Origin of the sequence: Streptomyces sp. NBC_00154, assembly GCF_026342835.1 — a bacterium.
Classification (GTDB): Bacteria; Actinomycetota; Actinomycetes; order Streptomycetales; family Streptomycetaceae; genus Streptomyces.
The window spans coordinates 3,647,896-3,671,874 of the sequence record NZ_JAPEMI010000001.1 but is presented as its reverse complement, the minus strand read 5'-3'; the positions used below and the strand labels follow the sequence as shown (position 1 = coordinate 3,671,874).

Annotated in this window: 23 protein-coding genes and 1 pseudogene; 11 read left to right on the top strand and 13 right to left on the bottom strand. The window is 70.3% G+C overall.

What is annotated here, in order from left to right:
• Window positions 1–8 precede the first annotated feature (8 nt).
• The gene (locus OHA03_RS16570) at window positions 9–956 is read right to left on the bottom strand and encodes an LLM class F420-dependent oxidoreductase (RefSeq protein ID WP_267004614.1); all 948 of its coding nucleotides are present in this window, start codon (window positions 954–956) and stop codon (window positions 9–11) included.
• Between the two features lie 279 nt (window positions 957–1,235).
• Here OHA03_RS16570 and OHA03_RS16565 point away from each other — a divergent pair, with 279 nt between their 5' ends.
• A complete protein-coding gene (locus OHA03_RS16565) occupies window positions 1,236–1,673 on the top strand; it encodes a VOC family protein (RefSeq protein ID WP_267004613.1) in 438 nt (145 codons plus the stop codon).
• A gap of 11 nt (window positions 1,674–1,684) precedes the next feature.
• Here the strand turns inward: OHA03_RS16565 and OHA03_RS16560 are convergent, their stop codons facing one another.
• From OHA03_RS16560 to OHA03_RS16550, 3 genes are all read right to left on the bottom strand, one after another.
• Window positions 1,685–2,446 carry a class I SAM-dependent methyltransferase gene (locus OHA03_RS16560; protein ID WP_267004612.1) on the bottom strand — a complete coding sequence of 254 codons (762 nt, stop codon included), beginning with the start codon at window positions 2,444–2,446 and terminating at the stop codon, window positions 1,685–1,687.
• A gap of 338 nt (window positions 2,447–2,784) precedes the next feature.
• On the bottom strand, window positions 2,785–4,707 hold the full coding sequence (locus OHA03_RS16555; protein WP_267004611.1) for a long-chain fatty acid--CoA ligase: 1,923 nt from the start codon (window positions 4,705–4,707) through the stop codon (window positions 2,785–2,787).
• Window positions 4,708–4,821: 114 nt separating this feature from the next.
• Window positions 4,822–6,090 (bottom strand): acetyl-CoA C-acetyltransferase, encoded by a 1,269-nt coding sequence (locus tag OHA03_RS16550; protein WP_267004610.1) that lies wholly within the window; start codon window positions 6,088–6,090, stop codon window positions 4,822–4,824.
• Between the two features lie 86 nt (window positions 6,091–6,176).
• Here OHA03_RS16550 and OHA03_RS16545 point away from each other — a divergent pair, with 86 nt between their 5' ends.
• Window positions 6,177–7,505, top strand: coding sequence for a 3-oxoacyl-ACP reductase (locus OHA03_RS16545; protein ID WP_267004609.1), 1,329 nt, complete (start codon window positions 6,177–6,179; stop codon window positions 7,503–7,505).
• Between the two features lie 5 nt (window positions 7,506–7,510).
• Window positions 7,511–8,380, top strand: a complete 870-nt coding sequence (locus tag OHA03_RS16540) for a MaoC family dehydratase (RefSeq protein ID WP_267008066.1) — start codon at window positions 7,511–7,513, stop codon at window positions 8,378–8,380.
• An 11-nt stretch (window positions 8,381–8,391) separates the two neighbouring features.
• On the opposite strand, the gene OHA03_RS16535 is transcribed toward OHA03_RS16540, so the two are convergent.
• Window positions 8,392–9,027, bottom strand: coding sequence for a TetR/AcrR family transcriptional regulator (locus OHA03_RS16535; RefSeq protein ID WP_267008065.1), 636 nt, complete (start codon window positions 9,025–9,027; stop codon window positions 8,392–8,394).
• Window positions 9,028–9,297: 270 nt separating this feature from the next.
• Window positions 9,298–9,447: pseudogene (locus OHA03_RS16530) on the bottom strand (dicarboxylate/amino acid:cation symporter); the annotation flags it as partial.
• Between the two features lie 66 nt (window positions 9,448–9,513).
• Here OHA03_RS16530 and OHA03_RS16525 point away from each other — a divergent pair.
• On the top strand, window positions 9,514–10,959 hold the full coding sequence (locus OHA03_RS16525; RefSeq protein WP_267004608.1) for a recombinase family protein: 1,446 nt from the start codon (window positions 9,514–9,516) through the stop codon (window positions 10,957–10,959).
• 261 nt (window positions 10,960–11,220) lie between these two features.
• On the opposite strand, the gene OHA03_RS16520 is transcribed toward OHA03_RS16525, so the two are convergent.
• From OHA03_RS16520 to OHA03_RS16505, 4 genes are all read right to left on the bottom strand, one after another.
• Complete coding sequence (locus tag OHA03_RS16520; RefSeq protein WP_267004607.1) at window positions 11,221–11,517, bottom strand: DUF4229 domain-containing protein; 297 nt, start codon at window positions 11,515–11,517, stop codon at window positions 11,221–11,223.
• Between the two features lie 87 nt (window positions 11,518–11,604).
• Window positions 11,605–12,129: a GNAT family N-acetyltransferase gene (locus OHA03_RS16515; RefSeq protein WP_267004606.1), complete on the bottom strand. Its 525-nt coding sequence runs from the start codon at window positions 12,127–12,129 to the stop codon at window positions 11,605–11,607.
• 140 nt (window positions 12,130–12,269) lie between these two features.
• A complete protein-coding gene (mqnE, locus tag OHA03_RS16510) occupies window positions 12,270–13,433 on the bottom strand; it encodes an aminofutalosine synthase MqnE (RefSeq protein WP_267004605.1) in 1,164 nt (387 codons plus the stop codon).
• A 101-nt stretch (window positions 13,434–13,534) separates the two neighbouring features.
• Window positions 13,535–13,990, bottom strand: coding sequence for an Lrp/AsnC family transcriptional regulator (locus tag OHA03_RS16505; protein WP_030928011.1), 456 nt, complete (start codon window positions 13,988–13,990; stop codon window positions 13,535–13,537).
• Between the two features lie 132 nt (window positions 13,991–14,122).
• Between OHA03_RS16505 and OHA03_RS16500 the strand changes: the two genes are divergently transcribed.
• Window positions 14,123–14,257 carry a hypothetical protein gene (locus tag OHA03_RS16500; RefSeq protein WP_267004604.1) on the top strand — a complete coding sequence of 45 codons (135 nt, stop codon included), beginning with the start codon at window positions 14,123–14,125 and terminating at the stop codon, window positions 14,255–14,257.
• A gap of 23 nt (window positions 14,258–14,280) precedes the next feature.
• On the opposite strand, the gene OHA03_RS16495 is transcribed toward OHA03_RS16500, so the two are convergent.
• Window positions 14,281–14,943 carry a UbiX family flavin prenyltransferase gene (locus tag OHA03_RS16495; RefSeq protein ID WP_030928013.1) on the bottom strand — a complete coding sequence of 221 codons (663 nt, stop codon included), beginning with the start codon at window positions 14,941–14,943 and terminating at the stop codon, window positions 14,281–14,283.
• A 140-nt stretch (window positions 14,944–15,083) separates the two neighbouring features.
• Between OHA03_RS16495 and OHA03_RS16490 the strand changes: the two genes are divergently transcribed.
• On the top strand, window positions 15,084–15,692 hold the full coding sequence (locus tag OHA03_RS16490; protein ID WP_267004603.1) for a rhomboid family intramembrane serine protease: 609 nt from the start codon (window positions 15,084–15,086) through the stop codon (window positions 15,690–15,692).
• On the opposite strand, the gene mqnP is transcribed toward OHA03_RS16490, so the two are convergent.
• Together mqnP and OHA03_RS16480 are read right to left on the bottom strand one after the other, a co-directional pair.
• Window positions 15,682–16,599, bottom strand: a complete 918-nt coding sequence (gene mqnP / locus OHA03_RS16485) for a menaquinone biosynthesis prenyltransferase MqnP (protein WP_267004602.1) — start codon at window positions 16,597–16,599, stop codon at window positions 15,682–15,684. The two genes, OHA03_RS16490 and mqnP, sit on opposite strands and share 11 nt — an antisense overlap.
• The gene (locus OHA03_RS16480; protein WP_267004601.1) at window positions 16,596–18,053 is read right to left on the bottom strand and encodes a menaquinone biosynthesis decarboxylase; all 1,458 of its coding nucleotides are present in this window, start codon (window positions 18,051–18,053) and stop codon (window positions 16,596–16,598) included. The genes mqnP and OHA03_RS16480 overlap by 4 nt, the downstream gene beginning before the upstream one ends.
• 88 nt (window positions 18,054–18,141) lie before the next feature.
• On the opposite strand from OHA03_RS16480, the gene OHA03_RS16475 reads away from it, so the two are divergent.
• The 5 genes from OHA03_RS16475 to OHA03_RS16455 all read left to right on the top strand — a co-directional run bounded on the left by OHA03_RS16475 (window position 18,142) and on the right by OHA03_RS16455 (window position 23,960).
• Entirely contained in the window at window positions 18,142–18,546 is a 405-nt protein-coding gene (locus OHA03_RS16475; RefSeq protein ID WP_267004600.1) for a PLD nuclease N-terminal domain-containing protein, read from the top strand.
• A gap of 150 nt (window positions 18,547–18,696) precedes the next feature.
• The gene (locus tag OHA03_RS16470; protein WP_267004599.1) at window positions 18,697–19,176 is read left to right on the top strand and encodes a nucleoside deaminase; all 480 of its coding nucleotides are present in this window, start codon (window positions 18,697–18,699) and stop codon (window positions 19,174–19,176) included.
• Window positions 19,169–20,134, top strand: coding sequence for an isopenicillin N synthase family oxygenase (locus OHA03_RS16465; protein WP_267004598.1), 966 nt, complete (start codon window positions 19,169–19,171; stop codon window positions 20,132–20,134). The genes OHA03_RS16470 and OHA03_RS16465 overlap by 8 nt, the downstream gene beginning before the upstream one ends.
• Window positions 20,135–20,263: 129 nt before the next feature.
• Window positions 20,264–22,402, top strand: a complete 2,139-nt coding sequence (locus OHA03_RS16460) for a hypothetical protein (RefSeq protein WP_267004597.1) — start codon at window positions 20,264–20,266, stop codon at window positions 22,400–22,402.
• The gene (locus OHA03_RS16455; protein WP_267004596.1) at window positions 22,395–23,960 is read left to right on the top strand and encodes a hypothetical protein; all 1,566 of its coding nucleotides are present in this window, start codon (window positions 22,395–22,397) and stop codon (window positions 23,958–23,960) included. The genes OHA03_RS16460 and OHA03_RS16455 overlap by 8 nt, the downstream gene beginning before the upstream one ends.
• Window positions 23,961–23,979: the final 19 nt, after the last annotated feature.

Sequence of the window (23,979 nt, the reverse complement as noted above, 5' to 3'; positions counted from 1 at the left end):
CCTACTCCCTACTGCTGGTCGAGGTATGGAGCGACATCGGCGGCGAACGCCGCCATCTGATCGGTCAGTTCGCTACGGCTACGGCTACGGAACCGCACCTGGATCTGGTGCACGCCCATCGCCCCGTACGCGCGCAGCGACTCGGCGAGGGCCTCCGGCTTCCCGCTGAGCGTGCGCCGCCCCACGGCCCACGCCGGTTCCCCCACGTACAGCGGCTCGGTGATGGCACCGACAACCAGCGGCTCCTCGATACCGGCCTCCTCCCGCAACGCCCGCACGCCGGCGATCTGCTGCGGCAGCCGGTCCCTGGGGTCCCCCTGCGGCAGCCAGCCGTCCCCGCGCAGCGCGGCCCGGCGCAGCGCGGCGGGCGAGGAACCGCCCACCCAGACGGGCACCCGCTCCTGCGCGGGCCGCGGCCGCTGCCCCAGCCCGCTGAACGAGAACCGCTCCCCGGCGAACTCCGGGTACTCCTCCGGCCCGAGCGCGGCCTTCAGCGCGTCGATGGTCTCGTCGAGCACACCGCCGCGCCCGTCGAAGTCCGCCCCGAGCGCCTCGAACTCCTCCCGCACATGCCCGGCCCCGACCCCGAGGATCAGCCGGCCACCGGACAGATGGTCGAGGGTGGCGTACTGCTTCGCGGTGGCGAGCGGGTGGCGCAGCCCGACGACGGCGACATGGCTCATCAGCAGAACGTGTTCGGTGATCCCCGCAAGGAAGGCGAGGGTGGCCACCGGGTCGTACCAGACGGTGCTCATGACCTCGGCGAGCCGCCGAGGGATCGCGACGTGGTCGCAGCTCGCCAGATAGGCGAAGCCGGTGCGGTCGGCGGTGCGGGCGATCTCGGCGAGATCACCGGGCCCGGCCGAGGCCTCCCACGCTTCCGTATAGATGGTGCTCTGCGACTGGACCGGGAGCTGCATCCCGTACGACAGCCGCCCGGCGGGCAGTATCGGCACCGGGTCGCCTCCCTTCCTCCGTGTCCGCCCCGACCTGATCTGACGTTCCGTCATTTTTCGAGGCGGGTGCCATCGTCGTACCTGACGGTGCATCAGACAAGAGGAAGGGGAGAACAGCGGATCCATCGCCCGGGGTGGTCGCCGGACAGCCGTGGCCGGCGGTCGAAACCGGTACCACCCTCGGTCGATCGAGATCACGCCCGGCGCGAGGCCGGTGCCGCCCGGGTGTCAGAGGCGCGCGATACGGTCCCCCTCATCGCCCCGGACCCAGGAGGAACCATGTCGACCAGGTGGACCGTGACGCTCGACTGCGCGCACCCGGCCAGGCTGGCGGAATTCTGGGCGCTCGCCCTCGGCTACGTGCCGAAGCCTCCGCCCCCCGATTTCGGGAGCTGGGAGGAATGGTTCGCCCACCACGGCATCCCGGAGGAGGAGTGGGACGACGGCGCCTACCTGTCGGATCCGGACGGGGTGGGGCCGACACTGTCCTTCCTGAAGGTGCCGGAGCCGAAGGTGGCGAAGAACCGCGTGCACCTGGACGTACAGGCCGGCGGCGGCCGCGAGACCCCGTGGGAGGTGCGGTGGCCGCGCGTGACCGAGACGGTCGCGCGCCTGACCGCCGCCGGCGCGACCGTGGTGCGCGAGCACGACATGGACGGCCGCCCCGATCACGTGGAGATGGCCGACCCGGAGGGCAACGAGTTCTGCGTGCTCTGACTCCGGCTCCGTCACACCGTGGGTGACCCACCGGCCGGTGTCTGCGCGTCGCGGCGGAACAGGGCCGTCCACAGGAACGGCTCACCGAAGTACGGCGACTCGGGCGGCTCGTCATGCATGCGGCGCAGTTCGACCTCCGTCAGGTCGGAAAAGATCCGGCGCAGGGACTCCGGCGTGTAGGCGAGTCCGCCGTGGAGGCCGGACTGGCGGTAGAACTCCGCGTCGGAGAGTTCGGAGCCCATCCCTCCGGCTGCGAAGCAGGTGAGGGCGAGGTGGCCGCCGGGGGCGAGGGCGCGGTCGAGCAGGGCGAGATAGCTGATGCGGCGGTGCGGCGGCAGGTGGTGGAAGCAGCCGGAGTCATAAACCAGGTCGTACGGGCCGCCCGACTCGGCCTCGGTGAGTGCGAAGGCGTCACCGCAGCGGAACCGGATGTCGGCCCCGGCCTCACGGGCGCGCTCCTCGGCCCAGGAGATGGCTGCCGGGGAGAGGTCGACGGCGTCCACCTGGAAACCCAGAGAGGCGAGATGGACAGCGTTACGGCCGGGGCCGCACCCGAGGTCGAGCGCCCGGCCCGGCGTGATCAAGGACCGGTCGAGGTACGAGACCAGGTTCTCGTCCGGCTTCGCCACGAAGAACGGCACCGGCTTCGAGCGGTCGCCGTAGAACCCGTCCCACCAGCCGGCCCCGTCCGCCGTCCAGCGATCGGCCTCCGGCGCGAACAGGCCGTCCATCAGCTTCAGGACGTCGTCGATCGTGCGTATGTTCCGGTCCATCGGATCCCCTTCCACGATGGGGAAACGGTAGTGCCGAACGACACAAAAGCCCAGCTCAGCGATCGTATGGAAAGGCCACGAAGGGACGTCCGGGCGGGCCGTCCGGGAGCGGCGGGGGCCTCACCCACAACCGTCCCGCACGGTCGCCCACGCCCTTGCCGAAGGTCGTCACGGTGGCATTCCCGGTCACGCTCACGCAGGTTTCTCAACGAATTCCATGGCAGCCACGCGTCGTCGGGCTCGGTACCCCGCCGGGCCCTCCCAGCCGCTCCACATCGTCCCGAACCGGCCTGCCCGGCCGCCCGGTCTGCCCGGTCCGCCCCGCCGGGATCGTCCGCCTACCTCCGGTACAGCGCCTCGATCTCCGCCTCGAAGTCCCGCAGGATCGCATCCCGCTTCAGCTTCAGCGACGGCGTCAGATGCCCGCCCTCCTCCGTGAAGTCCACCGGCAGCACGACGAATTTGCGGATCGACTCGGCGCGCGAGACCAGGCGGTTGGCCTCGTCGACCGCGCGCTGGAGCGCACCGCGCAGCTCCTCGTCCGCCACCAGTTCCCGGATCGGCACGTCCTGCTTCTTGCGCATCTGCCGCCAGTGCAGGAGCCCGTCAGGCTCCAGGGTGACCAGGGCGGTGATGAACGGGCGGTTGTCGCCGACCACCATGCACTGGCTGACCAGCGGGTGGGCGCGCAGCCAGTCCTCCAGCGGCGCCGGGGCGACGTTCTTGCCGCCCGTCGTCATGATGATTTCCTTCTTGCGGCCGGTGATGGTGAGGTAGCCGTCCTCGTCGAGGGCGCCCAGGTCGCCGGTGGCGAACCAGCCGCCGTCCAGTGCGGGGACGGGCGCGCCGCGTTCGGTGTCCCAGTAGCCGCGGAACACCTGCCCGCCGCTGAGCAGCACCTCGCCGTCGTCCGCGATCCGCACGGCGGTGCCCGGCAGCGGCCAGCCGACCGTGCCGAGGCGCGGTTTGAGCGGTGGGGTGACGGTGGCGGCGGCAGTGGTCTCCGTCAGCCCGTACCCCTCGAAGATCTCGATGCCCGCGCCCGCGTAGAAGGATGCGAGCCGGCGCCCGAGCGGGGAGCCGCCGCAGATCGCGTACCGGACGTGTCCGCCGAGGGCCGCCCGGATGCGGCGGTAGACCAGCGGGTCGTACAGGGCCCGGGCGGCCCGCAGGCCCCAGCCCGGTCCGGGTCCCGTGCCGTGTTCGGCGGCCTCGACGGCCTGTCCGTACCGCTGGGCGATCCTCGCGGCGCGGTCGAACGACGAGGCACGGCCCATCTTCTCGGCGGTGGCCCGGCCGGTGTTGTAGACCTTCTCCAGTACGTACGGGATGGCCAGCAGGAACGAGGGCCGGAAGCCCGCCAGGTCGGCGAGGAGGTCCTCGGTCCGGATGGACGGGGCATGACCGAGCCGGACCCGGGCGCGCAGACAGCCGATCGCGACCATCCGCCCGAAGACGTGCGACAGCGGCAGGAAGAGGAGGGTCGAGGCCGGTTCCTTGCTGACCGATTTGAAGACGGGGTGGAGGAGTTCGATGGCGTTGTCGACCTCGGCGAAGAAGTTGCCGTGGGTCAGGACGCAGCCCTTGGGGCGTCCGGTGGTGCCCGAGGTGTAGATGAGGGTGGCGGGTGTCTCCGGTTCCAGGGTGGCCCGGCGGGCGGCGACCGCCTCGTCGGGGACGTCCCTGCCGAGCGCCTTCAGCCGGCCGAGTGCGCCGGTGTCGAACTGCCACAGGTGGGCGAGATCGCCGAGCTGCTTACGTTCCTGGCTGATCAGCCGGCCCTCGTCCGCCGTCTCCACGGCGCAGGCGACGGCGCCCGAGTCCTGGAGGATCCAGCGGGCCTGGAAGGCGGACGACGTGGGGTAGATGGGGACGGTGACGAGTCCGGCGGCCCAGCCCGCGAAGTCGAGCAGCGTCCATTCGTACGTCGTACGGGCCATGATCGCGATCCGGTCGCCGGCCCGCAGGCCCTCCGCGATCAGGCCCTTGGCGACGGCAAGCACCTCGCCGGCGAACTGTTCGGCCGTCACGTCCTGCCAGCTGCCGTCCGGCTGCTTGCGGCTGAGGACGGCGTCGCCCGGGGCCTCGCGGGCGTTGTCGAACGGGATCTCGGCGAGCGACCCGCGCCGGACGGGCGGCGCGATCGGCGGTACGGAGACCTGCCGTACCGATCCGTCCGCCGCCCTGACCTTCGTCGGCTCGACCAGGGCGGGTACGGCGGGCGTCGCGGCAGGTGCGGGGGCAGAGGCTGGCGTGGACACGAGCGGCTCCTCAACAGGGGGAACGGCGGTTCGGCCGGTCCGTCCGGCGGCCGTTTCGTCCTCGGCCGCCGAGCGGGCTTGAAGTTGTACGCGATCGCTGAAAGGGCTTGGGAATCAGGGGCGTTCCAGGATCGCGGTGACTCCCTGGCCGCCCGCGGCGCAGATCGAGATCAGCCCGCGGCCCGGGGCTTCCCGCTCGGCGAGCAGTTCGGCGAGGGTGGCGACGATCCGCGCTCCGGTCGCGGCGAACGGATGCCCGGTGGCGAGGGACGATCCGGCCACATTGAGCCTGTCCCGGTCGACCGGGGCGAGCCCCTGCTTCTCCCAGGCGGCCAGGGTGGCGAGCACCTGGGAAGCGAAGGCCTCGTGGATCTCGAAGAGGTCGAAGTCCTCGATGGTGAGCCCGGCGCGCTCCAGCATCCGCGGTACGGCGTATGCCGGAGCCATCAGCAGCCCGTCATCGCCGCCCACGTGGTCGACGGCGGCGGTCTCGTACAGCGAGAGATACGCGAGCGGCTCCAGGCCGTGCGCCTCGGCCCACTCGTCGCTCGCCAGCAGCACGGTGGCGGCGCCGTCGGTGAGCGGGGTCGAGTTGCCCGCGGTCATCGTCGCGTCGGGGTGGTCGGCGCCGAACACCGGCTCCAGGGTGGCGAGTTTCTCCACGGTGGAGCCGGGGCGGAGGTTCTGATCGCGGGCCAGGCCGAGGTGGGGGACGACCAGGTCGTGCAGGAGGCCCCGTTCGTACGCGGCGGCGAGCCGCTGGTGGCTGGTGGCGGCGAGAAGGTCCTGCTCGGCGCGGCCGATGTCCCACCGACGCGCGGTGATCGCCGCGTGTTCGCCCATCGAAAGCCCGGTGCGGGGTTCGGCGTTCCGCGGGATGTCGGGGACGAGATGCCGGGGCCGTATCCCCGTAAGTGCCTTGATCCGTCCGCCGGTCGACTTGGCCCGCCGGGCCGCCAGCAACAGTCTGCGCAGCTGGTCGTTGACGCCGAGGGGTGCGTCGCTCGTGGTGTCCGTGCCGCCCGCGATCGCGGAGTCGACCGCGCCGAGCGTGATCTTGTTGGCGGCGGCGATGACGGCCTGGAGGCCGGTGCCGCAGGCCTGCTGGATGTCGTACGCGGGGGTGCGCGGGTCGAGCGCCGAGCCGAGGACGGTCTCGCGGGCCAGGTTGAAGTCCCGGCTGTGCTTGAGGACGGCGCCTGCGACGAACTCGCCGACCTGCTGCCCCTGAAGCCCGAACCGCTCGACCAGACCGTTCAGCGCGGCGGTGAGCATCTCCTGGTTGGAGGAGTGTGCGTACGGGCCGTCGGAGCGCGCGAACGGGATGCGGCTTCCGCCGATGACCGCGACCCGGCGCGGCTGCGGGAGAGCAAGAGGGATCATCTCGACCAACTCATCTCGACCTGCTCCTGACTCTTGAGTAACCTTACTCCGCAGTAAAATCTACGACCGCGCAGGGAGTCTGGACAATGGCCGACCGCTATCTGCACTTCACCGGCACAGCACCCGGCCGATTTCTGACCCGGAAGCTCGGTCTTCCGCAGCCGGCGCGGCTGCGCCGCTGGTCGCTGGAGACGCAGTCACTGGACGGCCCGCTGCTGCACCTCACGGCCGGGGACTCCGCCGTCGCACAGGAGTTGGGTGCGGTTCTCGCCACGACCGGCCTCACGGTGGTCCGGAGCGCCGGACAGGCACCCCGCCCTGCGGGAATCGTGGTGGACGCGACGGCAGTTGCCACCGCAGCCGGGCTCGGGGACGTGCACGCCGCGCTGCATCCTGTCGTGCGTTCGCTGGCGCCGGGCGGCCGGATCGTGATCGTCGGGGTACGGCCGTCGGCGGACGACCATCATCAGGCGGCCGCCCAGCAGGCTCTCGAAGGGTTCGTGCGCTCGCTCGGCAAGGAGATCGGCAGGGGCGCCACCGTCCAGCTGCTCCGGATCGAACCGGATGCGGCCGCTTCGGCGGAATCCACCCTCCGGTTCCTGCTCTCCCCCCGGTCCGCGTACATCAGCGGCCAGGTCGTCGAACTCACCGGCGCCGCACCCGGTCCGGCCGCCGACCCGGCCGCGCCGCTCGCCGGACGCACCGCGCTGGTCACCGGTGCGGCGCGGGGCATCGGCGCCTCGGTCGCGTCGGTCCTGGCACGGGACGGAGCGCAGGTCATCTGCCTCGACGTCCCGCAGTCCCGGGACGAGTTGGCGCGTACCGCCGACCGGCTCGGTGCGTCGGCACTGCCGCTCGACATCACCGCGGACGACGCCGCCGAGCGGATCGCCGCCGCGGCCCCCGACGGCCTGGACATTCTCGTCCACAACGCGGGCATCACCCGCGACCGGCGGCTCGCCAACATGCCCGTCGACCGCTGGGCCCAGGTCGTCGAGGTCAACCTCGACAGCGTGCTGCGCACCACGGATGCGCTGCTCGAGGCGGGCACCATCAACCGGGGCGGCCGGATCGTCGCCACCGCGTCCATCGCCGGCATCGCGGGCAACAACGGTCAGACGAACTACGCGGCCAGCAAGGCGGGCATCATCGGCCTGGTCCGCTCCCTGGCCCCGCGAGCCGCCGCCGACCACGGCGTCACGGTCAATGCGGTCGCCCCCGGCTTCATCGAGACCAAGATGACCGCCGCCGTCCCCCTCTTCATCCGGGAGGCGGGCCGCCGGATGAACTCCCTCGCCCAGGGCGGCCTTCCGGTCGATGTCGCGGAGACGACCGCATGGTTCGCCCAGCCCGCTTCGGCGGCCGTGAACGGCCAGGTCGTGCGGGTCTGCGGCCAGAGCCTGCTCGGGGCGTGACGTCGATGTCGGCCACTGCCACTTCCCGGGGTCTGACGGCATCACTGGTGCGGGGCGCCGTCACGTCCCCATTCAAGCGGGCGGGCCGGCCCGGCGCCGCGCTGCCTGCCGACCGCCTGGTCGTCCGGGACGTACGGATCGCACCCGGCCCCCTCGCCGCGTACAGCAGGATCTGCGGCTTCTCCGAGTCGGGCCCGCTGCCGCTGACGTACCCCCATGTGCTGGGCTTCCCGCTCGCGATGCGGCTGATGACCGGACGGAGCTTCCCGCTTCCCGTTGTCGGGCTGGTCCACACATGGATCGAGATCACCCGGCACCGGGCGCCGCACCCCACGGAAATGCTCGAACTCAGCGTGCACGCGGATGGGTTGGCGCCCCATCGGCGGGGCACCGAGGTGACGATGGTGACCGAGGCGCGATCGGGCGGCGAGCTGGTGTGGGAGTCCCGCAGCGGCTATCTTTCCCGCCACTCGACACGCGGGGCCTCGCCCGCTCCCGAGGCCGGGCCCCCCGCCCTCCCCGCGGTCGAACTCCCCGCCGTCGCCGAGTGGCGGCTGCCCGGCGATCTGGGCCGTCGCTACGGCGCCGCTTCGGGTGACCGGAACCCGATCCACCTGTATCCGCTCACCGCCCGGCTGTTCGGCTTCCCGAGGGCCATCGCACACGGCATGTGGACGGTCGCCCGCTGTCTGGCCGAGTCCGCCGAACCGGGCAGGATCAGTTACGTCCGGGCCGACTTCAGGGCCCCCGTCCTGCTCCCGGCGACCGTGACGTACGCGGTGGACGGCGCAGGCACCGCCTTCCAGCTCCGCAGCGGCGGCCGCGTCCACCTCACCGGGTCGACGGCACGGGACGGTGTGCAGCCGCGGTCCTGACCGGCCGGCCGCTATGTGCGGGCGGCCACCTGGGCCCGCGGCGCCCACGGGCGGCCGTGCATGAGGTTCTCCAGGCCGGCCCACGAGAAGTTCATCAGCGTGGCCGCGGCTTCCTTCGCCGAGACGCCCGGGGTGTCGTTCGCCCAGCCGGCGAGCGACTCCGCGGCCCCCACGAGCGCCTGCGCCAGGCCCGACACATCGCGGTCGGGGAGCGCCGGATCGTGGTGCGCCTCGCGCGCCGCGGCGCCGATCAGACCCGTCACGAACGCAACGATCTCGTCCCGCATCACCATGACCTCGGTGACGAACGGCTCCCCGTGCGTACGTGCCTGCCGGTGCAACACCGCCCAGCCGTCCGGGTTCTCCGCGGTGTGCGCGAAGAATGCCCGTAGCCCGGCCCACAGTTGCCGGTCCGCCGGCAGCCCCGGCTCCACTCCCGACCGCACCGCTGCGACCAGCGCCTTTGCCTCGCGCTGGATACAGGAGGTGAAGAGCTCCTCCTTGGAATTCAGGTACAGATAGACCAACGGCTTGGACACGCCGGCCAGCTCCGCGATCTCGTCCATCGAGGCGGCCCGGTAGCCACGCTGCCCGAAAGTCTGCACCGCGGCGTCCATCATCTGCTGCTCGCGCACGGCACGCGGCATCCGTTTGCTCTTCACAGCACCCACGTCCGACTTCCTCCCACCCCACTGCGCCACTCCTCGGAAAGACTACGGCGCAGGCTCCTCACGCGTCGTACGGAGAAGCCTTCCCGGGCCGTCCAGTGGCCGGTTTCACCCTCCACCGAAAGTCACGTCCTCCCGCGCTCCTGCTCCCCCTGCGGTGGGGCATCGATGCCGGCCCGTTCGTACGCGTACAACAGCGAGCGCCCCCGGTCCTCGAAGGGCCGGGGGCGCTCGCCGAAGGTGTGGCCGTCACGCGGCGACCGGCACGCTCACCGGCTCCGCGTCGCGCACCTCGTCGTCGACCGGGGAGGACGAGGCCGAGTTGTACGCGTCGAGGTCGAGGATCTTCTCGCGTGCCGAGACAATCACCGGGACCAGCGCCTGGCCGGCCACGTACGTAACCACATTGTGTGTATGCACGTTGGTCAGAGTGCAGTTACGTCGTCCGCGACCAGGGGGTGGGACATGGCCAAGCCGAAGCGTGTAGGGATCTACGTCCGGATCAGCAAGGACCGCAAGGGCCAGGAGCTCGGCATCCAGCGCCAGGAGAAGGCGTGCCGGGAGCTGTGCGAGCGAATGGGGTGGGGCGTCCTCAAGCTCTACCCCGAGAACGACGTGTCGGCGTCTACCACCAGCAAGCGCCACCGCCCCCAGTACACGGAGATGCTCCGCGACGTCCGCGACGGCCTCATCGACGGCATCGCCGTCTACTCCATCGACCGGCTGACGCGCCGGATCAGCGAACTGACCAGCTTCCTGGAGGTGCAGAAGGAACACGGTTTCGCGTTCGCCACGACAGAGGGCGAGGACACGTCGACCGCCAACGGACGCATGATCCTGACGATCAAGGGCGCCGTGGCTCAGCAGGAGACCGAGCGCATGTCGGAGCGGATCAACAACTCGCTTCTGCAGCGCAGGGAGCAGGGCAAGCCGCACGCAGGCGGGAGGAGGCAGTTCGGCTTCAAGACGGATTCACACTTCCAGGAGCTGGACGAAGCCGAGGCCGAGCTCATCCGCGAGGGCTGTCGGATGCTGATGGATCGAATCCCGAAGACGCCTGGTGACGTGGCTCGCTACTGGAATTCCGAGGGAGCTACGACCCCGCAGGGTGGCGCTTGGACGATCCAGTCCGTGAAGCGCGTGTACCGGTCCGAGCGGACCGGCGGAATCGTCACCTACAAGGGTCAGGACATCGGAGACAGCATCTACGGCGCTCCACTGACTCGGGAGCAGTGGGAGAACGTCCGGGCCCTACTCGACAGCCGAGCCACACCGGCGGCGCAGGGCTCCGGCAAGCGGAAACATTTGTACTCCGGATTCCTCCGCTGCGGATACTGCGGGTCGGCCCTGCGCGTCCAGTGGGCAACCATCCAGGGGCGGACATTCCGGCGGACGTTCTGTCACTCGGGCCAGCGAGGCAAGGACGGCCGCCTTGGTTGCGGGAAGGTCAGCCGCAAGTACGTATGGATCGAGGAGCGGCTCAACGAGGTGGTCGAAGCGGCCCTCAAGGCGCGGATCCCTCAGCAGGAGGAAGTGCCGGCCGAGGACCTCACGGGCGAGATCGGCCTGTTGGAGACGCGCATCCGTGCACTTCGGACCCGTTGGAAGGAAGGGCAGATGGAGGATGAGGACTACTTCGACTCCCTGGCCCACCTCCGTGAGGAAGTCCAGACTCTGCGTACCCGCGAGGCCGCGATGGTCATCCGCCGATCCCGCGCCGAGACCGACGTACTAACAATCTGGAAGGACGACGACATCGAAAACCTTGAGCGCCGCCGAGCCATCGCGGCGACGGTGATCGACCACGTTGACGTGTTCAGCATCGGCCGCGGTCGGCGTAGGCCTCCCGAGATCACATCGATTGAGGTCACCCCGGCCGGCGCGGCTGGCGAGGGTTCTTCGGACGGTTGATCGGCTTGACACTGGAACCCGGTGGTTGAGGATCTCTGCGACCCAGTCAGGTAGAGGCTGCGTGGGGACATCAGCCATGGGCGCCTCGCTGCGATCGTCGCTGGCTGTCGCGTCCCGTGAGACGGAACGCAGAAACCCCAGCACAGGAGCGCGTGCTCCGGCACTGGGGCTTCGAACGAATGCGATGCGCGTGCAAGGAACCTTACGTAACCCTTACCTCGCCCTCACGCGGGCTTCACGCGGTACCGCGACACCGCGGCACTACGGGGCGACGCCGTCCTCCTGGTCCTGGTTCGCCGCCAGCCGGGCCTTGGCGCGGTCGATCTTGGGGGCGATCTGTGCGGACATCTCGTCGCGCTGCTTGCGCAGCAGGATGTAGCTGAGGGGTGCGGAGAGCAGCAGGGCGAGCAGGATGACCCACATGACGTTGGATCCGCCGAGCCCGGAGGGCAGCAGACCGTAGGTGACAGCCACCGCGACGACGGCGAGACAGCCGACGAAGATGCTGAGGCGCATCAGCGTGTACCGGATCGTTGCGCTCGGCTTGGCAGCGGACACGGCTGGCCTTCTCTCTACGTACGACAACCCTGCCCGACCAGTGAAGCATGCCCCGAATTCGATCACTTCGGCGGGCGGGCCCGCGAGTCACCCCAGCGGGAGCAGCATGATGATGTCGTCGCGGTCGTCCCCGTCGGCAACCCGGATCGCGCCGGGCACCCGGCCGACCTCCTTGTATCCGCACGTCGCATAGAAGCGGTCGGCCCCGGTGCCGCCCCGGCAGGTGAGGCGGATGGCCTCTATCCCGTCGGTCCCGCGGGCGGCATCCGCCGCGGCGGTCATCAGCTCGCGGCCGTAGCCCTTGCCCTGGTGACCGGGGTGGACCATCACCGTGTAGAGCCAGAGCCAGTGGGACATCAGCCGGTGGGTGTTGCGGACGAGAAAGGCCGTGGCGGCGACGGCGCCCTTCTCGTCGTAGCCGACCAGCAGCCGGGTGCGGCCCTCGGCCATCGAGACGAGGTGCTTGACCAGCTCGGGCCGGACGTCCTCGGTGGTGACGGGTGGCACAAAGCCGACGGCACCACCCGCGTTGGAGACATCGGCCCAGAGTGCGCAGATGCCGTCCCGCAGAGTGCTGTCGAACTTGGGATCCACCTCAAATGTAAGCGCCATAGCGGCAGATTAGCCATTACAGCACCGTTGCCTCAAACACCGTCCACAACGCGAGAAAGCCCCGGCCGGGGACGGCGGCCGGGGCTTTCGTACAGAGAGATCCGCGCCGGGCAGTTCGACGGCGGAGCGAACCGGCCGCGTCAGACCCGCATCGGCTGCGGCGACTCGCGGCGCTCCGCGTCCGGCCCCGGGTACTCGCGGATGATCTCGTACCGGGTGTTCCGCTCGACGGGGCGGAAGCCGGCGTCCCGGATCAGGTCCAGCAGGTCCTCGCGGCCGAGCTTGTTCGGCGTGCCGTAGTTGTCCGCGTCGTGCGTGATCTTGTACTCGACGACCGAACCGTCCATGTCGTCCGCGCCGTGCTGGAGCGCGAGCTGGGCGGTCTGCACCCCGTGCATCACCCAGAAGACCTTGACGTGCGGGACGTTGTCGAAGAGGAGACGCGAGACGGCGAACGTCTTCAACGCCTCGGCGCCGGTCGCCATCGTCGTCCGCGCCTGCAGCTTGTTGCGGACCTTGCCGTCCTTCATGTCGACGAAGTCGTGCTGGTAGCGCAGCGGGATGAAGACCTGGAAGCCGCCGGTCTCGTCCTGCAGTTCACGCAGCCGCAGCACATGGTCGACGCGGTGACGCGGCTCCTCGATGTGCCCGTACAGCATCGTCGCCGGGGTCTTCAGACCCTTCTCGTGCGCGAGGCGGTGGATGCGCGACCAGTCTTCCCAGTGGGTGTTGTGGTCCACGATGTGCTGGCGGACCTCCCAGTCGAAGATCTCCGCGCCGCCGCCCGTCAGCGACTCCAGACCGGCTTCGATCAGCTCGTCGAGGATCTCGGAGGCGGAGAGCCCGGAGATGGTCTCGAAGTGGTGGATCTCGGTGGCGGTGAACGCCTTGAGGGAGACCTGCGGAAGGGCTTCCTTCAGCGCGCTGAGGGAGCGCGGGTAGTAGCGCCACGGCAGCGTGGGGTGGAGCCCGTTGACGATGTGCAGCTCGGTGAGGTTCTCGCCCTCCATCGCCTTCGCGAGACGGACGGCCTCCTCGATGCGCATGGTGTACGCGTCCTTCTCGCCCGGCTTGCGCTGGAACGAGCAGTACGCACACGACGCGGTGCACACGTTCGTCATGTTGAGGTGCCGGTTGACGTTGAAGTGCACGACGTCGCCGTTCTTGCGCGTGCGCACCTCGTGGGCGAGGCCGCCGAGCCAGGCCAGATCGTCCGACGCGTAGAGGGCGATGCCGTCCTCACGGGTCAGCCGCTCCCCTGCGCGGACCTTCTCCTCCAGCTCGCGCTTGAGCCCGACGTCCATGCGGCTGCCTCCCAGATGTCTCTGACGTGCTGTGCGATACGTGCGCTCCCCCGGACACCCGGTGGAACCCCCGGTCACCCGGGGGCTCCACCACGTTACGCCTACGACTCCTCGGGAAGTTCCCCGACCCGGTTCTCCCACTTCGTGGAGAGCACGATCGTGGTGCGGGTGCGGGAGACGCCCTTCGTACCGCTGAGCCTGCGAATGGTCTTCTCCAGGCCGTCGACGTCACCGACGCGCACCTTGAGCATGTACGAGTCGTCGCCCGCGATGAACCAGCAGTCCTCGATCTCCGCGAGGTCCTTGAGCCGGCGTGCGACGTCCTCGTGGTCGGCGGCGTCGGAGAGCGAGATGCCGATCAGGGCGGTGACCCCGAGACCGAGCGAAGCGGCGTCGACGGTGGCGCGGTAGCCGGTGATGACACCGGCGGTTTCCAGCCGGTTGATGCGGTCGGTGACGCTGGGCCCGGAGAGCCCGACGAGCCGCCCGAGCTCGGCGTACGAGGCCCTGCCGTTCTCCCTGAGGGCCTGGATGAGCTGCCTGTCCACCGCGTCCATATGACTGAAACCTTCCATTGTTCAGCAGTACCGCGAGTTTACGTATAGAATCTAAGGCATACAGGGTCCATGCCCTGCAGATCTTTCAGATATTCAAAGAAGTTCTTTCGAATCCTCAGGAGTGAAGACACCGTGTACACGATCGAGATGGCCTACGCCCGGATGCGCGAGCTGCAGGACCTGGCCAACCGCTCGCGTGCCCACCAGCCCGCCGCCGCGCGAGAGGTCGACAAGACCCGCATCCAGCGCGCCCCGAAGAAGCGCTGACCCCCGGCCCCACCGGCCCGGCCTCAGTCACGGGAGCCACCGAGCTCCCCCTCCCACCGGCGGTACAGCCGATGCGGCACCCCTGCCGCGTCGAGCACCCGCCCCGCGACGAAGTCCACCAGGTCCTGGATGTGCGTCGCGCCCGCATAGAACGCCGGAGAGGCGGGCAGCACCACGGCGCCCGCCTCGTCCAGGGCCACCAGATGCTTGAGTGTCTGACCGTTCAGCGGAGTCTCGCGCACCGCGACGACCAGCTTCCGCCGCTCCTTGAGCGTCACGCTCGCGGCCCGCTGCAGCAGATCCTTCGAAAGCCCGAGCGCCACTCCGGCCACACAGGCCGTCGAGGCCGGCACGATCAGCATCCCCTTCGCCGGGTACGAGCCCGAGGACGGCCCGGCCGCGAGATCACCGGCCGCCCAGTGCCGCACCCGGTCGACCTCCACATCGAAGGTGTGCGGCTTCCCGTCCGCCCCGCGCGCCAGCCAGCTCCGCAGGTCCTCCTGCCAGTGCGCGTCACGGAAGGCGATCCCGGTCTCGTCCAGCAGCGTCAGCCGCGAGGCCCGGCTCACCACCAGATCGACGCTCTCCCCCGCGGCCAGCAGACCACGCAGCACGGCAGCGGCGAATGGTGTGCCCGAAGCACCGGAAACCCCGACAATCCAAGGCTGCCGCTGCTGCTGACTCACTGAAGTCCCGGATTCCACACACCCGAGCCTATCCGGCGCACGGCCTGCGGAACCGAGCGAGGGGTTTCGGGCGTTCCGACAGATGAAGGACAGGCCAGGGACAGGGCCGCGGACGGCTGTGAACGGACAGGGGGGCGGCCATGACCGGTACCCGTACAGGCACCTCCGCGCGGGCGTTGACGGCCGGCGCGCTGATGCTGGGCTGGATCGCACTGCTGTGGGTGCTCGAATCCATCGACAAGGCGACCGGCCAGGCGCTCGACACCTACGGCATCACCCCGCGCGAGCCGGGCGAGCTCCTCGACATCGTGCCCGCCGCGTTCCTGCACAGCGGGTGGGAGCATGTCGCCTCCAACACCCTCCCGCTGCTGATCCTCGGCTTCATCGCCGCCCTCGGCGGGATACGCCGCTTCGCCGCCGTCGTCCTCACCGTGATCATTGCCAGCGGCCTCGGCGTCTGGCTGACCGCGCCGCCGCACACGGTCACGCTCGGCGCGTCCGGCGTCGTCTTCGGCCTCTTCGGCTACCTGCTGGTCCGCGGCTTCGTCGACCGCAGACCGCTCGACATAGTGGTGGGCGTCGTGATCGCCGTGGTCTACGGCTCACTGCTGTGGGGCGTCCTGCCGACCGACTCCGGGATCAGCTGGCAGGGCCATCTGTTCGGGCTGATCGGAGGGGTGGGCGCGGCGTTCGCGTTCCGCCGCCCGCGCCGCGCCACCCGCCCCGTGCCCCCTGCTTCTACGGTGTGAGGCCGCGCACCAGCAGATCCAGCAGGGCGCATGCGAACAGCGCGATCCCGATGAACCCGTTGACGGAGAAGAACGCCCGGTTCAGCCGGGACAGGTCGTGCGGCCGCACCACGCGGTGCTCGTACACGAACGCCACGGCGACGATCACCATGCCGATCCAGTAGAAGAGCTCCACACCGGTCGCGAGCCCGAACCAGACCAGCAGGCCGGTCGTCACCGCGTGGCAGACCCGGGCACCCCAGAGCGCCGCAGGGATGCCGAAGCGGGCCGGGACCGAGAGCACGCCGTGCGCGCGGTCCGCCTGGACGTCCTGGCAGCCGAAGATCAGGTCGAAGCCACCGATCCAGACACCGACCGCGAGGCCGAGGATCACCGCGTCCCACGACCAGCTGCCGGTGACCGCGAGCCAGGCGCCGATGGGCCCCATGGCCTGCGCGATACCGAGGATGGCGTGCGGGTAGTGGGTGAACCGCTTGCCGTACGGGTAGACGACCATCGGTACGACGGCGATCGGCGCGAGCGCCAGACAGAGCGGGTTCAGCAGGGCGGCGGCCCCGAGGAAGACGACGACGGCGACGAGCGCACCCGTCCACGCCGACCTCACGGTGACGGCACCGGTGACCAGCTCACGGTTGGCGGTACGTGGGTTCCGGGCGTCGATCTCGCGGTCGATGATCCGGTTCGCGGCCATCGCGAACGTGCGCAGCCCGACCATCGCGACGGTGATGAGCAGCAGCCGCCCCCAGTGGATGTTCTCGTCGAGCTGGAACATCGCGCTCAGCGCGGCGATGTAGGCGAAGGGCAGCGCGAAGACCGAGTGCTCGATCATCACGAGCCGCAAGAACGCCTTGACCCTGCCGGTCGGTTGCGCGGGCCCGGGGCCCAGCGCCGCTTCGGCCGCACTCACAGCCCGTACTCCTTCCACCGGCGGTCGACCTTCGCCGCCGTCTCCGGGTCGGACTCGACCATGTTCGGCCAGCCCCCGTCCCGGGTGTAGCCCTCCTCGGGCCACTTCTTCGTCGCGTCGATGCCCGCCTTGCCACCCCAGAACTGCTGGTAGGAGGCGTGGTCGAGATGGTCGACCGGGCCTTCGGTGACGGTGAGGTCCCGGGCGTAGTCGGTATTGCCCAGCGCCCGCCAGGAGACCTCGTGCAGATCGTGGACGTCGCAGTCGGAGTCCACGACGACGATCAGCTTGGTCAGCGACATCATGTGCGCGCCCCAGATGGCACTCATCACCTTCTGGGCGTGCTTCGGGTACTTCTTGTCGATCGAGACGATCGCACAGTTGTGGAAGCCGCCGGACTCGGGCAGGTGGTAGTCCACGATGTCCGGCACGATGATCTTCAGGAGCGGCAGGAAGAACCGCTCGGTGGCCCGCCCCAGCGGGCCGTCCTCGGTCGGCGGCCGGCCCACCACGATCGACTGGAGCAGCGGACGCTTCCGCATGGTCACGCAGTCGATGGTGAGCGCGGGGAAGGGCTCCTGCGGCGTGTAGAACCCGGTGTGGTCGCCGAACGGCCCCTCGGGAAGCATCTTCCCGGGTTCCAGCCACCCCTCGACGACGACCTCCGCGTGCGCCGGGACCTGCAGCGGCACTGTCTTGCAGTCGACCATCTCGATCCGCTTGCCCTGGATGAATCCGGCGAAGAGGTACTCGTCGATGTCCCCGGGCAGCGGGGCCGTGGAGGCGTACGTCACCGCGGGCGGCGCCCCGAACGCGATCGCGACGGGCAGCCGCTCGCCGCGCTTGGCGGCGACCTGGTAGTGGTTGCGGCTGTCCTTGTGGATCTGCCAGTGCATCCCGATGGTGCGCCGGTCGTGGCGCTGGAGCCGGTAGAGCCCCAGGTTCCGTACGCCGGTCTCCGGGTGCTTGGTGTGGGTGAGCCCCAGGTTGAAGAAGGAGCCGCCGTCCTCGGGCCAGGTGAAGAGTGCAGGCAGCTGATCCAGGTCCACGTCGTCGCCGGTGAGGACGACCTCCTGCACGGGGGCGTTGTCCGACTTCACCTTCTTCGGCGGTACGTGCACCATCGAGCCGAGCTTCCCGAACGCCTCGCGCACCCCGACGAAGCCGTGCGGCAGCTCCGGCTTGAGGAGGCCGCCGATCTTGTCGCTGATGTCGGCGTACGACTTCAGCCCGAGCGCCTTCAGCAGCCGTCGGTCGGTCCCGAAGACATTCATGGCCAGGGGCATGGACGCGCCCTTGACGTTCTCGAAGAGCAGCGCGGGCCCGCCCGCCTTGTTCACCCGGTCGACGATCTCGCCGACCTCCAGATAGGGGTCGACCTCGGCCTTGATGCGCTTGAGCTCGCCCTCGCGCTCCAGCGCCCGGAGGAGGGAACGAAGATCGTCGTAAGCCATGCGGACAAGTATCGGCCACGGGCTACCCTGGCCCCGTCACCGGGGCGGGACAGCGCCCCGCCATCTCTTCGCGGGGGGACCCTTCACCATGTTCCGGGCCTTGATCTATCTCCTGCCTCTGGCACTGACGATCTACGCGTTCATCGACTGCCTGAACACCCCGGAGGACGAGGCCAAGCATCTGCCGAAGATCGCCTGGGTCTTCATCATTCTGCTGTTCTGGATCGTGGGCCCGCTCGTGTGGCTCGGCGCGGGCAAGATGCGCCACGCGCCCGCCGGGGGCCGTACGCCGTCGGAATGGCACCGCAACCACCGCCATGAGTGGGTGGCGCCGGACGACAATCCGGAATTCCTGAAGGCTCTGAAGGAGGAGAACAAGAAGGACGAGTCGCTCCTCAAGGACTGGGAGGCGGATCTGCGCCGCCGCGAGGAGGAGCTCAAGCGCCGCGAGAGCGGGGCCGGGCCGGAGGGGTCCGCTCCGCCCGCCTCGTAACCGCACGCGGGTTCACGGATACAGCAGCTGTCGGTTCGCGTTCCAGGGCCGGGCCCCGCTCGGAAATCGGGCCCGTCCGGCGGCCGAGGACGAAGAGCGACCGGGGACGGCATGTTGCCCCGCTGTTCCGTGACCGGGAGAGTGAACGGCATGAAGGGCAGGGGCGACGCCGAGGGCACCGGCCGTGACGTCGACAGGGAGCGCCTCGCGACCGCCGTCGCGGAGGCCCGCGCCGGACTGGCCGAGGGCGGCATTCCGATCGGCGCCGCGCTGTACGGGGCGGACGGCTCGCTCCTCGGCCGCGGTCACAACCGCCGCGTCCAGGACGGCGATCCGTCCATGCACGCGGAGACCGCGGCCTTCCGTGCCGCCGGGCGGCAGCGCTCGTACCGTGGCACGACGATGGTGACCACTCTTTCGCCGTGCTGGTACTGCAGCGGCCTGGTCCGCCAGTTCGGGATCTCCAGGGTGGTCATCGGCGAGGCGGCCACCTTCCACGGCGGGCACGACTGGCTGGCCCGGCACGGCGTCGAGGTCGTGCTCCTCGACGACGCCGAGTGCACCGCCATGATGCGCGCCTTCATCCAGGACCACCCGGATGTATGGAACGAGGACATCGGCGATGAGTGAGCCCACGATTCCCACCATCGATCTGCGGCCGTGGCTCTCCGGCGACGCCCAGGTCCGCCGCGAGACCGCCGCGACTGTCGACGCGGCGCTACGGGCGGCGGGCTTCCTGCTGGTCACCGGGCACGGCGTGGACCCCGCTCCGCGGACCGCGATCCGCGACGCCGCACGCGGGTTCTTCCGGCTGCCCGCCGCGGTGAAGGAGCCGTACGCCGTCAAGGTCGGCGGCCGCGGCTGGCTCGGCCCCGGCGCAGAGGCCAACGGCTGTGCGGAGGGTACGCAGACGCCCCCGGACCTCAAGGAGTCGCTCTCCTTCGCCGCCGAGGACCCCACCGGCGACCCGGCGATCGACGCCGAGTGGTTCCTGCCCAACACCTGGCCCCGTGAGGCGCCCGGACTGAGGGCCCCGGTGACGGAGTACCTCGCGCAGATGCGGACGCTCTCGGACCGGCTGCTGGAGCTGCTCGGTGCGGCGCTCGGTGAGCCCGAGGACTTCTTCACCCGGCACACCACGCATCCCACCTGGGGTTTCAACATCAACTGGTATCCGGGCACGGAGGTGGTCGGGGAGCCGGAGCCGGGTCAGTTCCGGATCGGCCCGCACACCGACTTCGGTACCGTCACGGTCCTCGACCGGCAGGCCGGCAAGGGCGGGCTGCAGATCTTCACGGACGACGGCGGCTGGGAGGACGCCCCGTACGACCCCGAGGCCTTCACCATAAACATCGGGGACCTGATGGCACGCTGGACGGGCGACCGCTGGCGCTCGGGCCGGCACCGGGTGCTGCCGCCGCCCTCCGACGCCCCCGCCGAGGAGCTGATGTCGCTCGTCTATTTCTATGAGTGCGACCCGCGCACCACGGTCGAGTCGGTGCCCGCGCCGACCGGCCGGGTCACCCACGAGCCGGTGGACTCCCACACGTATCTGCGCGCGAAACTGGACGCGATCTCCGTCGGCTGACGAGAGTCCGCGGCCGGCCGACGGCACCCCCCGTATCGTTCGAAAATCTTCACTCCCCTCCAACACGCCATCGATATCCTGATGTTGACGGTGTGACAGTTCAGAAGTGGTGTCGGCGCTGGGGGTGCTGTGGACAGAGAGCTGTACGGGCGCGAGGCGATCTTCGGCAACGACGGACTTGCGGCGCGTCTGACAGGTCTCACCCCTACCGGCTCCGCCAGGGCCGCCTACGAGCACCGCGACGATCCGCCCGTCGTCGTGCTGACCGGTGGGCGCGGCATGGGCAAGACCGCGGTACTCAAGCAGCTGCGCCATGTGTACCGGGAGATCACCCCGGTCGCCCTGGTCGACTGCGAGGCGGTCGTCCCGCCCGAGGACCCCGGCCCCGGCTGGACCCCGGTCACCGGCGCACTGCCGGAGCTCGCAGCGCAGTTGACGGTGCGGGTGCATGGAGCGCGGCCGGTGCAGTTCCCGCGGCTGAGTCTCGGGCTGGTGGCGGTCGCCTCGATCTCCTGGAGCCGGGAGGACGACACCCGGGCACAGCGGGATCTCCAGTCGCTCGGTCCGGTGCTGGCCACGGTCGACACCAAGGGGGGCGCGGCGACCGGCTGGGTCGCGAAGGTGCTGACGAAGCTGGCGGCGAGCGCGTTCGACTCGATGGTTCCGCTGGCGGGGCTGGTCGCGGAGGCGACCGTGGAGACGGTGCTGGAGGAGACGTTCAGCCGGTTCCAGCGACGGTCGGCGGACTGGTACGGGAGCTATCCGCAGGCGGGCGGCAACGGCCGGATCGGGCTGCGACAGCTGGCCGTCGACTTCGAGCGCGGCGGTGATCTGCGCCGCCGGGCCGAGGACCATCTGGTGCTGGCGCTGGTCGAGGACCTGGTCCGGGCCTACCGGGGTATGGCGCGCGGCGCCCGCCGGGGCCGTCCGGTGCTGCTGCTCGACAATGCGCACACGGCGCTGGGGCGGCAGCTGGTCGAGCCGCTGCTGCGGCAGCGCGGCGCCGGGGGTCGCGATCAGATCGCCGTGTTCGCCTCGTCGCGCGCCCGTGACCACGAGGGGCTGAGCCATGCGGTGCGGCACCGGCTGCCCGAGGTGGCGCACGCTTCGCACTGGGCCAGGTCCACGGAGGTGACGTCCGGGATCCTCGCGGTGGACCTCACCCCGCTGAGCGCCACGCAGGTGCAGGCGGCGTTCGACCGGTTCGATCCGGCGGGCCGCACCCCGGCCGGACTGGCCCGCGGTGTGCACCGGCTGACGGGCGGGCGCCCGCTCGGGGTGGCGCTGTTCGCGCAGGCGGCGGGCGAGGCGGGGGAACCGGCGGCACTGGTGCCCGGGGCGCTGTTCGACCGCACGGTGGAACTGCGGGAGGACCGGCCACCGGTGCGGGTGGCGGACGAGCTGCTGAAGCAGCTGCTGCCGGGGCAGCGTCCGGACGTCCTGAGTGTGCTGGCCGCCGCGCACGGCGAGGAGTCCGCCCGGCTGCTGGCGAGGACGCGGCTGCGCGGGGTCTCGATGGACGGCGATGTGGCGCTGCTCGTACGGGATGTGCTGCGGGCGCAGGACTGGCAGGTCGGCCCCGACTACTTCGTCGCCGATCCGCTGCTGCGGTCGCTGCTGCTGCACCGGCTGCGGTTCCAGGACGGTGACCATCCGCATTACGCGATGTGGCGTGCGGTGCACGAGTCGCTCCGCGCGGCCTATGTGCCCGGGGGCAGCTTCCCGAGCGTCCCGCACCGCCTGCACCAGGAGCTGGTGCTGGGCGGGGCCGGGGCGTGTGTGACCCATCTACGGGTGCAGTTCGCGCTCACCGACGTGATGCGCTGGCTGGGCGCACTGCGGTTCATCGCCGCGGCGCCGTATCCGCGCGCGCCCGGCAGCTCCGGCCCCGATCCGCGGCGGGCGATCGCCCTGGGGCAGGAACCGGCCGATGTGTCGCCGGACGAGGAGACGGGGCTCGCCGGGCTCGACGAGCGGGCGACGGAACTCCAGCTGCAGCTGCGCCGGCTGCTGCACGCCGTCTGGCTGCTCTCCGATCCGTTGGCGCTGCCGGACGACGAGGTGACCGAGAAGATGGCGTTCGAGCTGCGGCAGCTGTCCGGCAGGCATCCGACGGGCAACAGTGTGCTCTGGGACGCGGCGACGCACTGGCCGCAGGACATCAGGGCGTGGCGGCCGCTCTCCATGCCACCGGGGCCGCCGGTCCACCCGCCGGCCGGCGCGCACGGACCAGGACGGACACAGGGGGACAGTGGCTCGTATGCGTAATCCGCTGCGTTATCGCGTCTGGTACACGGCCCGGCAGAAGCTCGTCACGACGATCGTGGTGGGGGCGCTCGTGATCACCTCGGGGTGGTACGGCATCAGCCGGCTCACCGCCCCGGAGAACCGGCGGTGCGTGCCGGGCGTCGAGCGTCCGCAGGGCAGTGACGAGTGCATCGGTGTCTCCGGCTCCGGCTACGGCTTCGGGATGCCGAAGCTGACCGATGTCGCCGCGGCGATCGGGCGGGAGAACGCCGGACTGAAGCCGGGCCGGTACGTGTCGGTCGCGCTGCTGCTGCCCCTGACCTCGACCGACGGATCGATGGGCACGAAGATGCGGCGGGAGCTGCAAGGTGCGTTCGCCGAGCAGTACCGGGCCAACCATCTGTCGAACGACCAGGTGCCGAAGATCCGTCTGCTGCTCGCCAACACCGGGAAGAACAACCTGCTCTGGCGTCCCACGGTGGACCGTCTCAAGACGATGACGGGTGCCCCGGACCGGCTGCGGGCCGTGTCGGGGGTCGCCACCAGCAGTACGCAGGTGAAGTCGGCGGTCAAGGAGCTGACCTCCGCGCGCATCGCGGTCGTCGGTTCGACGATCACCGCTGACGACATAGCCAACGGCCCGAAGGGCGACCCGTTCCCGGGGCTGGCCCGGGTCTCCCCGACCAACCGGGACGAGGCGCGCGCCCTCGCCCAGTTCGGCAAGGTGCGGGCCGACAGGGCGCTGCTGGTCCAGGACACCCGTACCGGGGACCACTACACGGACACGCTGAAGGCGGCGTTCGCCTCGCTGGTGAAGGGCACCCGGTACGAGCCGCAGCTCTTCACCTCGCCGAAGGACCCGACCGACGAGGGCACCACGGCCAACACGTTCCAGCAGATCACGCATCTGATCTGCGACTCGGGCGCGGAGACGGTGTTCTTCGCCGGGCGCCACACGCAACTGCGGCAGTTCATCAACGCGCTCGGGGCCCGCGGCTGTCAGGACCGGGCGTTCACCGTACTCACCGGCGACGAGGGCTCGTATCTCGGCGGCGACAAGAAGCTCGACCGGAACACGCTGCGCCGGAAGGTGACGGTCCGCTACGCCTCGCTCGCGCACCCGGACGCCTGGGCGGCGGAAAAGGGCGGGGCGAAGGAGAGGACGGGTGGCTCCCCCGCGGACTACCAGGAGTTCCTGGATCTGCTGGAGGTGGTAGGGAAGAAGCCGGTGGGTCCGATCGGCCCGACCGGTCACCAGGATCTGACCGACGGCCAGGTGATCATCGCGTACGACGCAATGGCGACGGCCGTGCACGGCATCCGGCAGGCGACCACGGGCGGCAAGCACCTTCCGGAGCCCGCTGACGTGGGCGAGCAGTGGCCACGGGTGAAGGCGTCGTTGCGGGTGTCGGGGGCCAGCGGCTGGATCTGCCTGGACAACCACGGCAACCCGTACAACAAGGCGGTGCCGGTGGTGGAGCTGGCGCGGGAGGACGCCTCGCAGCGGTTCGTGGCGATCGCCTGGCCGGAGGGGAAGCCCCCGGCGCGGAACTGCCTGCCCCCGTCGTCCGCACCCTGACCGCCCACCGCCGCCCGGA

Bases quoted from the DNA above. Each gene is read 5' to 3' on its own strand.
- OHA03_RS16565 (WP_267004613.1), top strand. From the start codon at position 1,236: ATGTCGACCAGGTGGACCGTGACGCTCGACTGCGCGCACCCGGCCAGG.
- OHA03_RS16560 (WP_267004612.1), bottom strand. From the start codon at position 2,446: ATGGACCGGAACATACGCACGATCGACGACGTCCTGAAGCTGATGGAC.
- OHA03_RS16550 (WP_267004610.1), bottom strand. From the start codon at position 6,090: ATGATCCCTCTTGCTCTCCCGCAGCCGCGCCGGGTCGCGGTCATCGGC.
- OHA03_RS16545 (WP_267004609.1), top strand. From the start codon at position 6,177: ATGGCCGACCGCTATCTGCACTTCACCGGCACAGCACCCGGCCGATTT.
- OHA03_RS16540 (WP_267008066.1), top strand. From the start codon at position 7,511: ATGTCGGCCACTGCCACTTCCCGGGGTCTGACGGCATCACTGGTGCGG.
- OHA03_RS16535 (WP_267008065.1), bottom strand. From the start codon at position 9,027: ATGCCGCGTGCCGTGCGCGAGCAGCAGATGATGGACGCCGCGGTGCAG.
- OHA03_RS16525 (WP_267004608.1), top strand. From the start codon at position 9,514: ATGGCCAAGCCGAAGCGTGTAGGGATCTACGTCCGGATCAGCAAGGAC.
- OHA03_RS16515 (WP_267004606.1), bottom strand. From the start codon at position 12,129: ATGGCGCTTACATTTGAGGTGGATCCCAAGTTCGACAGCACTCTGCGG.
- mqnE (WP_267004605.1), bottom strand. From the start codon at position 13,433: ATGGACGTCGGGCTCAAGCGCGAGCTGGAGGAGAAGGTCCGCGCAGGG.
- OHA03_RS16505 (WP_030928011.1), bottom strand. From the start codon at position 13,990: ATGGACGCGGTGGACAGGCAGCTCATCCAGGCCCTCAGGGAGAACGGC.
- OHA03_RS16490 (WP_267004603.1), top strand. From the start codon at position 15,084: ATGACCGGTACCCGTACAGGCACCTCCGCGCGGGCGTTGACGGCCGGC.
- OHA03_RS16480 (WP_267004601.1), bottom strand. From the start codon at position 18,053: ATGGCTTACGACGATCTTCGTTCCCTCCTCCGGGCGCTGGAGCGCGAG.
- OHA03_RS16475 (WP_267004600.1), top strand. From the start codon at position 18,142: ATGTTCCGGGCCTTGATCTATCTCCTGCCTCTGGCACTGACGATCTAC.
- OHA03_RS16470 (WP_267004599.1), top strand. From the start codon at position 18,697: ATGAAGGGCAGGGGCGACGCCGAGGGCACCGGCCGTGACGTCGACAGG.
- OHA03_RS16465 (WP_267004598.1), top strand. From the start codon at position 19,169: ATGAGTGAGCCCACGATTCCCACCATCGATCTGCGGCCGTGGCTCTCC.
- OHA03_RS16455 (WP_267004596.1), top strand. From the start codon at position 22,395: ATGCGTAATCCGCTGCGTTATCGCGTCTGGTACACGGCCCGGCAGAAG.